At 22.5% G+C, this 9,607-nt stretch carries 9 protein-coding genes; 8 read left to right on the forward strand and 1 reads right to left on the reverse strand.

Translation table 4 applies throughout. The features are described from left to right. Positions 1–101 precede the first annotated feature (101 nt). Genes cmk through ACXX88_RS03440 form a run of 3 tightly spaced genes read left to right on the forward strand, consistent with a single transcriptional unit; the run spans position 102 to position 2,792 of the window. Entirely contained in the window at positions 102–1,208 is a 1,107-nt protein-coding gene (gene cmk, locus ACXX88_RS03430; RefSeq protein WP_458559601.1) for a (d)CMP kinase, read from the forward strand. Beyond that, complete coding sequence (der, locus tag ACXX88_RS03435) at positions 1,201–2,508, forward strand: ribosome biogenesis GTPase Der (protein ID WP_436358480.1); 1,308 nt, start codon at positions 1,201–1,203, stop codon at positions 2,506–2,508. The genes cmk and der overlap by 8 nt, the downstream gene beginning before the upstream one ends. After that, entirely contained in the window at positions 2,508–2,792 is a 285-nt protein-coding gene (locus tag ACXX88_RS03440; RefSeq protein WP_436358479.1) for an HU family DNA-binding protein, read from the forward strand. The genes der and ACXX88_RS03440 overlap by 1 nt, the downstream gene beginning before the upstream one ends. Here ACXX88_RS03440 and recU read toward each other — a convergent pair. Continuing rightward, positions 2,785–3,273: a Holliday junction resolvase RecU gene (recU, locus tag ACXX88_RS03445; protein ID WP_458559602.1), complete on the reverse strand. Its 489-nt coding sequence runs from the start codon at positions 3,271–3,273 to the stop codon at positions 2,785–2,787. The two genes, ACXX88_RS03440 and recU, sit on opposite strands and share 8 nt — an antisense overlap. A gap of 102 nt (positions 3,274–3,375) precedes the next feature. On the opposite strand from recU, the gene ACXX88_RS03450 reads away from it, so the two are divergent. The 5 genes from ACXX88_RS03450 (at position 3,376) to ACXX88_RS03470 (ending at position 8,772) form a co-directional block, all read left to right on the forward strand. Beyond that, on the forward strand, positions 3,376–3,672 hold the full coding sequence (locus ACXX88_RS03450; protein ID WP_436358477.1) for a holo-ACP synthase: 297 nt from the start codon (positions 3,376–3,378) through the stop codon (positions 3,670–3,672). Positions 3,673–3,753: 81 nt separating this feature from the next. After that, positions 3,754–4,458 (forward strand): lysophospholipid acyltransferase family protein, encoded by a 705-nt coding sequence (locus ACXX88_RS03455; RefSeq protein WP_436358476.1) that lies wholly within the window; start codon positions 3,754–3,756, stop codon positions 4,456–4,458. Then, the gene (locus tag ACXX88_RS03460; protein ID WP_458559603.1) at positions 4,458–5,288 is read left to right on the forward strand and encodes a segregation/condensation protein A; all 831 of its coding nucleotides are present in this window, start codon (positions 4,458–4,460) and stop codon (positions 5,286–5,288) included. Before ACXX88_RS03455 ends, ACXX88_RS03460 begins: the two co-directional genes overlap by 1 nt. Then, the gene (scpB, locus tag ACXX88_RS03465) at positions 5,278–5,874 is read left to right on the forward strand and encodes an SMC-Scp complex subunit ScpB (RefSeq protein WP_436358474.1); all 597 of its coding nucleotides are present in this window, start codon (positions 5,278–5,280) and stop codon (positions 5,872–5,874) included. Before ACXX88_RS03460 ends, scpB begins: the two co-directional genes overlap by 11 nt. A 12-nt stretch (positions 5,875–5,886) precedes the next feature. Continuing rightward, positions 5,887–8,772, forward strand: coding sequence for a lysylphosphatidylglycerol synthase domain-containing protein (locus tag ACXX88_RS03470; RefSeq protein ID WP_458559604.1), 2,886 nt, complete (start codon positions 5,887–5,889; stop codon positions 8,770–8,772). Positions 8,773–9,607 lie beyond the last annotated feature (835 nt).

Genomic DNA, 9,607 nt, shown 5'->3' on the forward strand with positions numbered 1-9,607 from the left:
GGAGGACATTTTGATTAATAAATACCCCGGGACATTTTGATTAATAATTTGCAAATAAATAAAAAAATATTCTTATTTTCATTTATAATTTAATTAAAATTATGAATGAAAATAAAGAAAATAGAAGACAAAAATGAAAAAAATATAGAGATTCTATTAATGGATACTCTTTTTTTTATTTTGCTCTTTTAGAAAAAGATGTAAAACTTAAGAAAAATTATTATAAAATTAAAAAAATAGTAGAAAATTTTAATAAAAAAAGCACATTAAAAATAGATGATTTTTTAATTTTAGAAAATTTAGATAGAGAAAAAAAAGCAAATAGTAATTTAGAAGATGACAAAAATATAAGTTTAAATTTTAATTTTTTAAATAATAAAATAAATGAGTTAAATGCTTTTTTAAATGAAAAAAAGGAAAGAATTACATTTGTAGAAAACATAAATATAGATTCACATATTTTTGATGAAGAGATTCAACATGTTGAGTCAATTAATATCGAAAATGAAAGGATAGAAATGAAAAAAATAAATATAGCTATCGATGGACCTTCAGGAGTTGGTAAATCCAGTGTTTCTGAACTCCTTGCTAAAAAATATGACTTAAAATTTATTAATTCTGGATCATTTTATAGAGCAATTTCTTTGTATTTTTTAAATAAATTAGGAGAAAATAATTTTTCTCAAATATCAAATGAAAAATTTGTATTAGAAAATTGAAATATAGACAAATTGCATTTAGATCAGAAAGGTAATTTATATTTAGAAAATAAGCTAATTAATTCTAATGATTTAAGACAAGATGTTATTTCATGAGGAGCAAGTAATATTGCCAGATATAAAGAAATAAGAAAGCAAATAGTAAAATTTTTACAAGATTATTCAAGTAAGGAAAAAGGGGTAATAATGGATGGAAGAGATACAACATTTGTTATTTTACCTAATGCTGAGTTAAAAATATTTTTATGAGCTTCTGCAGAAGTTCGAGCATTAAGAAGAATGAAACAAAATAAAGAAATGGGATTTGAAACAGATTTTGAAAAACTCAAAAAAGAGATTGAAGATCGTGATTTTCAAGATATGAATAGAGAAAATGATCCTTTACACAAAACAGAAGATGCTATTTTAATTGATTCTTCTAAATTGACTCTTGAAGAAGTAGTGGAAGAAATTTCAAAATTAGTTGAGCAAAGGATGAAAAATGAGTAAGAACATAGTTGCAATTGTAGGAAAACCTAATGTTGGTAAATCAACTTTTTTTAACAAATTAATAGGAAAACGTGTATCAATAGTTCATGATCAACCTGGTGTAACTAGAGATAGACTTTATGAAGAAGTTGAATGAACAGGAAAGAAATTTAAAATAATAGACACAGGTGGAATAGAAGTTGAAGAAAGAATTTTTCAAGAGCAAATAAGAATTCAAGCACAAATAGCTATTGAAGAAGCTGATTTAATTATTTTGATGCTTGATGGAAGAAATGAAGTAGATAAAGACGATTTTTTCGTAGTAAATTTACTTAGAAAAAGTGGAAAAAAAATCCTTGTTGCATGTAATAAATTAGAAGGAAACAAAGAATTTGATTATTCAATTTATAAACTTGGTTTTGAAAAATATTTTCCACTTTCAGCTATGCATAGTGAAGGTATAGGAGATTTATTAGATGAAGTAGTTGCTCATTTAAATTTCGAAAATACAGAAAAATCGGATAAATTTAAACTTTCAATAATAGGTAAACCAAATGCTGGTAAATCATCATTGCTAAATTCTCTTCTTAATGAAAATAGATCTATTGTTTCTCCGATAGCTGGTACTACAAGGGATTCTATATCTTCTTTTTTAACTATTGATAATCAAGAATTTGAAATTATTGATACAGCTGGAATAACAAGAAAATCTAAATTAGTTGAATCGGTTGATCATTACGCCTTAATGAGAGCTATGAATTCCTTATCAGAAAGCAATTTATCTTTAATTATAATTGATGCAACACAAGAATTAAGTCATTTTGATTCAAGACTTGCTGGTTATGCATTTGAAGAAAATAAACCAATAATTATTGTTGTAAATAAATGGGACTTGGTTGAAAAAGAAACAAATACTATGGTAAATTTTGAAAAAAAACTTAGAAAAAATTATAAATTTTTAGATTGAGCTTCTGTTGTATTTATTTCTGCTTTATACAAGAATAGATTAGAAAAATTAAAAGAAGAAATTCTTCATGTAAAAGAAAATTTACAAAGAAAAATTCAAGCAAGTCTTTTAAATGAAGTGTTAATGGAAATTCAAATAAGTCAACCTGCTCCATCATTAAAAGGAAAAAGACTGGAAATTTCCTTTATAAAACAAGTAGAAGGACCTATTCCAACTTTTTTACTTTTTGTTAATAACAAAGATTATGCACATTTTACTTATTTAAGATATATTGAGAATCAACTTAGACAGTATTTTAATTTTAAAGGAACACCAATTAAATTAATTTTAAAAAACAAAGGTGAGAATAAATAATGAAAAGAAAAGAAATTTTAGTTGAACTTTCACAAAGAACTAAATTAAACATAAGACATTGTGATTTATTTTTAGACTCTTTTATTAATTTAGTTATGGATAAATTAAATGAAGAAGAAGAAATTTTGATTCCAAAATTTGGAACTTTTTGTATAACAACTCAAAAAGCAAGAGAAACAATTTATTGAAAAACCAAAGAAAAATATATTGTTGAACCTAAAAAAATTCCAAAGTTTAAACCAGCAAAACATTTTAAAGAATCTATATCAAATAATATTAAATAGATTCGATAAATGGTGCAAAATCAATAATTCCTGGATATATTAAATCTATTTCAATCCCTTCTTTTGATAAAAAATCAATATTTATTGATTGTTCACTATTTAGATCAATTTTATTTGCTGAAATAAGGAAAAATCTTTCTAAGTGTTTAAATAATATTATAAAGAAACTAATACCGCCATGTGCATTAATGTTTTTTAAATATTTTAATTGATGATCTTTTATGTTTTGTTTAGGTAAGTAATTTTCATTTGTGCTTTTAGCTTCAAAACAAATAAAAAAACCTTTATAAATACCATAATAATCAACAGTACTTTTTTTAGAAATAATTGCATTTTCTAACTCATTGTTATTTGATACTTTTTTAAAAGAAATATCTAAATTCTTTTTGTGAAAAATTGCAATATTATTTTCTAAATAAAATTTAATAGTATTATTAATTATTTTTTCTAAGATCATTCCTCTGTTTTTAGTGTTTTGCATACTTATTATTTCCTTTTTTTACTACTTTTGTAAGAAAAAATACAAAAATGAGAAAAATACAATATTTTTCCTATTTTTCGAAAAAAAAGTATAATTATAAATATGATTGGGGTAGATATAATTTCAATTTCCAGATTTAAAGGAAAAAAAGAAAATTTTATAAAAAGAATTTTGTCAGAAAATGAATGAAATTCTTTTATAAAAACAGAAAATAAAGAAAAATTTTTAGCTACAAGGTGAGCAATTAAAGAAGCAATTTTTAAAGCAGATAATAAATATTTTAATTTTAAGCAAATTGATATTTATAAAGAAAACAAAAAGTATAAATTTCAAAATTTTGAAATATCAACCTCAAATGATGAAGATACAGTTATTGCAGTAGCAATTAAAAAAGAATAAAGGAATATTATTATGAATATAAAATTTAAAAAAATTCTGTTTTCTCCTATTTGATTATATAGATTTAATAAAATTAGGAGAATGGCAAAAAAATATAAAAAAGGAAAAATTGAATTAAAACCACAATTTAGAAACGATTTAATTTTAAAATATGCAGAAAAAATTTTAAAATTATACAATGTTGAAATTGAAGTAAAGGGCAAAGAAAATTTAACTAATAAAAATTTTATTGCTGTTGCTAACCACTTGTCTAATGGAGATTCTTTTATTTTATTTAGTGCTTTGCAATCCGATATTGAGTTAAAAACAGATCCAAGAAGAATATTAACCTTTCTTGCTAAAAAAGAACTCACTAAAAATTGAGTTTCTAGAAGTATTTTAAATTTAATTGATACATTTTTTATTGACCGTTCTAAAATCAAAGAATCATTTAAAACTTTAGATGATTTCGGAAATTTTGTTAAAACCAATAAAACTATAGGAATAATTTTCCCAGAAGGAACCAGAAGCAAAGATGGTAAAATGCAAGATTTTAAAGCAGGAGCTTTTAAAATAGCTAAAAAAATGTTTTTACCAATTTTACCTATAACTATTAATTATAGTGGACTAATGTTTGATTCCAAAAGAAAAGGAAAATTAAAGGTAGAAGTTATATTTCATAATTTAATAAAACCACTAAGTTTTAGTTCTCAATCAAATGAAGCAATAGCTGCAAGAGTAAAAAACATAATAGAAAGTAAATATATTGTTAGCGATCCAGAAAAAAGAAGTAAAAAGGATAAATAATGGAAAAATTAGAGAATGAATTAAAAGACAAAATTAAAGAAAATATAGATAAAATAGAAGAAAATCTTGAAAAAGAAATCGAAGCAGAAAAAAATAATGATGCTGATATAAATATTGAAAATTTTAGTGGACCATTAGATTTATTATTATCTTTAGTAAAAGAGAAAAATTTAGATATTTTTGAAATAAACTTAGCAGAACTTGCTACTGACTATTTAAGAGTTATTGATAGAATTAAGGATACTCACTTTGAAATAGCGACTGATTATCTTGTTATGGCAGCAACTTTGATTCAAATAAAAGCAAAAATGCTTTTAGCAGAAAAAGATGAAGTTATAAAACAAGAAATTGAAGAAGATAAAGAAAAATTATTAAGATTACTTGCTGAATACCAACAATTTAAACCAATTTTTCAACTTTTAAGAGAGCAAGAAGAAAAAAGATCTCACATTTTTATTAAAAAAGCAAATGATTTGGAAGAATTTGTTAGACCTATTGACAGAACACAAGTGGATGGAAATTCTTCAAAAACTAAATTAACGCAAATTTTAACTTTAATGTTTGAAAGATTACATGCTGAAAAATTAAGACAAATTAAAATCGATAGTGTTAGTGTTACTCCTGGCGATCAAATGAAAATGATAAGAGAGTTATTTGCAAAACACGGAAAAGTTACTTTTGAAATGATCTTTTCAGTACCTTCCATAAAACACTTTGTAATTACTTTAATAGCATTATTAGATATGAGTAGAAAAGAAGAAATTATCTTAACACAAGAAGAACAATTTGCTACAATAATAATAGAAAAAGGACCAAACTATGAAAAATAAAATAATTGAAGCTTTAATTTATATGCAAGGAGAAGAAGGGATTTCTTCTGAACAATTACAACAAGTTCTAAAGTTAAACACAGTTAATGAAGCAAGAAGTTTGCTAAAAAGATTTGCAGATAACTTTAACAGACTTGAACGTGGAATCTTTGTAGTTGAATTTAATGATGTTTTTAAATTTGCTACAAGAGAAGAATTTAAAGAATATATTTCTGATTTAGTAACAATTACAAGAAGACACAAATTATCAAATGCAGCTATTGAAACTGCAGCAATTGTTGCTTACAAACAACCAGTAACTAGATCGATGATTAGTGACATTCGTGGAGTTGCTTCAGATGCAATTGTTGCTTCCTTATTAATGAAAGGAATAATAGAAGAGGTGGGTGTTTCACCAACTGTTGGACAACCAACTTTATATGGAATTACAAATAGATTTTACGATTATTTTAAATTAAAATCTCTTCAAGATTTACCAAAATTTCACGAGTTTGATCAATTTGTAGAACCATCTGGAGAATTCGATGAAATAGAGGAAGTTGAAGAAGAAGCTTTTGATTTATTCGGTTCACAAAGAGAAAAATAATTTTAGGATACAATGACGATAGATAATAATAACGAGCATTTAATTAATCATATAAACGAAGAAAATACAGAAAAAATGGATTCATTAGCAACTGATGGAGAATTTTTTGTTTCCGAAAATGAATTAAAAACTGCAAATATAATTTCATCCGAAATCGTAGCTAAATTAGGCAATTCTGAAGAAGAAATTAATGAAAATAGTGTTTTTCTAAAGGCTACTTTATTTAAAAATATGCTTCAAAAGTTATCAAATAAGAATCATAAAATTTTCATATATTTTGATCATGATGATATCAATTATGCTTTTGCAGAAATTTTTATTAAAATCTTATCAAGTGATCAAAATAATAAAATAACAGTTTTAAATGCAGAAAATAATTTAACTAAAGATTTTGCATTAAACGAAATTTTTAAGCAAAGTTATGATTACTCCATTTTATTTTTAAAAGAAAATGATTTTTATAAAATTGTTTTCAAAAAAAGAACTTGAGATAACTTAACAAAAAAAGAAGAACAATTTTTAAATAAACTAGAATTATTTAATACTTTAGCTTTTAATAAAGTTCAAAACAGAGAAGAAGGTATTGTTTTTTTAGATAAAAGAATTATCAAAAGTAACAAAACCGTTTTTTCTGATAATAAGTATTTAATTTCTATTGACAAAAAAGATGATTTATCTGTATTTTTACCATATAAAAATATTTCTATCAAACATTTTAATGGCTTTTTAAATGGTAAAGAAATTCCTTTAAAAAGAGAAATTAAACAAACATTATTAAAAGAAAAAAAAGAAAAAAAAGATATTCTATTTTTTAATAATATTCAAAAGCAAACAAAAAATATCTTTGTTAAAAATTTAAATAATAAATATATAGAATTAACACAAGATGATATTAACTTACTGACTGTTGAGTATATTAGTGATAAAAATAATGGTTTAAATAATGTTGAATTTCATATTTTAGATGATAAATTATCTATTTTTCAAAGACTTTTAAGAGATAAAGGAATTACTAATATTATACAAAGTCCAAAAGAAATTTCTTTAACTGATTTTGTGTTTAAAAACAAAAATAAGATTAAAAACTTAGTTTTTGTTTATGATGGAATTAAAATTTATAAAATCGATTTTAGCAACAAAAATGATTTAGTTGGATTTGAAAATGTAGCAGATATTTTATTTAATATAGAAGTTTTTGATTATTTTAAAAACAATAAAAAAGATATTTGCAATTCATTAACAAAGATAAAAAAAGAAATTGATGTTAATGTTTCAAGATTTAATCAAACTATAGCTATGAGTTTTAACTCCTTTTTAAAATTTGTTAAAAAAATCAAAAGAGAAAAAATGATTTCTAAATATAAAATTTTAGAGTTTGATCTTAAAAAGCAGGAAAATCTTTATTCAAAAAGAACAATTTCTATAAAACTAACTTTAGAAAATGGATTTATTATTAATTTCTATTTTGATAAAGTGCAAAATTTACTACAATTTTCTACTTTTTCAACCTTTATACACAAACAAGAAATCAATTCAATAATTAAAAAAGAAGATGAAATCAAAAAAGAAATTATAGATTTTTCTATTTCATTAAAAGAAACAAACATAAATAGTAAGATTAAAAACATTTTTAAGTTCGCTTCGTTTTTAGTAATAATCTTTGTGATCTTTGTAATTTTATTTTCAACCATTTATAGAACTAAAGAAAGTGATGCTGAGGGAGTTTTAGGAATATTTGTTATTTTTTACAACATATTTTTAAATAATTATTTAAATAGATTTTTTAGTATTGCAATTGGTTTATCCTTTTTATTTTATTATCTATTTAGCACGTTTATGCTCTATAGAATACTTAAAAAACAAGGAACTAAAGTTAAGTTCAAACATTTATATTTAGCAATTTTTATAGGAACTATTGTTCAAAATATTACTCCTTTTGCTTTTGGTGGTGATTTATCTTCATATTGATATTTACAGAAAAAAGGGTATAATAAATCACATTTAGCTTCTGCATTTGCTTTATCATCACTATTTCAACAAATATCTATTTTAATAACTTCTTTTATTTTTATTCCATTAGGTTTTTATTTATATAGAGATACTCTTTTAGTTGATATAGATGCTAAAAAAATAATAACTTTTATTTCTTTAATTTTAGGAATATTATTAAATATTGTTCTGTTTTTTATTATTCTACTAATTTCAGTTGTTAAACCAGTTCAACACTTTATTATAAGAGTTATCATTTTCTTTCATAAACTTCATCCTTTATATTATTTTAGTAATTTAGATAGAAAAAAAATAGTTTTAGAAAATAAATTCTCTGAATTTAAAAACAATATTAAAAATGTCTTTAAAGATATTAAATTATTTTTAGAGTGTATATTTTTATATAAAATTTTAAATTTCGTATTAAATGGCGCTATTTTTATTGCTTTAATAATTCAACCTAAAATACTTGAAGTATATAATACACCAGGTCAATTTATGTATTGATTCTTAAATTTTTTAGCAGGAAGTGCTCTTGTAAATACAGCCAATAACCTTTCTCCAACACCTGGTGGAATAGGGACATCTGATTGATTATTATTAGTAATTTTTAAAAATATTTTTGTTGACAAAAATGTTGTTGATTTAGAAAACAATCTTAAAATATTTAGTTTTTCACTTAAAATTTTCTACTGATTAGTACCTAATATTTTATCTGGATTAATGTTATTAACACTTTATTTAGGAGAAAAAAGAGTAGATAAATACAAAAACATTGAATCACTTATTAGTATTGATTCTAATTTATCTAAAAACTACAAAAAAACAAAAACAATTTATTTTAAAAATGCTTTAATTATTTGAATAGTTTTTTCAATATCCATTTTATCTATTATATTTTTTCATTAAATAAAGAGAAAATAATCAAAAATAATAAAAAAACCTCATTGTGGAGCAATGGGGTTTTCATTATCTAAATTTAGATAATTAAGTGTAATGAACTATTTATTTAAATATTCATTAATAAGATGTTAACTTTAATTTTAGTTATAATTTTAGTTTTTATTATTAAATTCTTAAGTTATAAATTCTGTAAAATTATATAACTATAGTGTAATGAGAAATCTCTTTACAATATTATTATAACACTTTTTCTAAAGGTGATTATGTAAATTTTGCAAATTATTAATCAAAATGTCCCAGGGCATTTACTAATGTAAAAAACTCTATTATTTTTTCATAGAATTTTTAAATGTGTTAATCTTAAAATGACACAAAAATTTTAGGAAAAACAAACCAAAAATCCCAATTTTTTCCGTATTTTCGTAACAAAATAAATTTTGTGGTAATATTAAAATGTGACTAAGTTTTTTGTCACAGAAAGGGGTGATGAATCCATTATTTCATTATTTATAGATAAGGTGTTAACTCTAATTTTAGTTATAATTTTAGTTTTTATAATTAAATTCTAAAATTATAAATTTGTTAAAGTTCATCACCTCAAAAAAAATAATAAAAAAACCTCATTGTGCGTCAATGGGGTTTTTCATTATCTAAATCTAGATAATTAAATGTGATGAATCCATTATTCATTATTATTATAACACTTTTTCTACAAATGTTTTGTAAATTGTAAATTTTTTATTAGAACAGAAATAATTTGTCACGATTTTTTATAAAAATTATAAATTTAAAGTGGGACAAAAAACTTAACATTAGGTTAAGTTTTTTTGTTCGCCTTATT

The organism is Mycoplasma sp. 5370 (genome assembly GCF_054343435.1).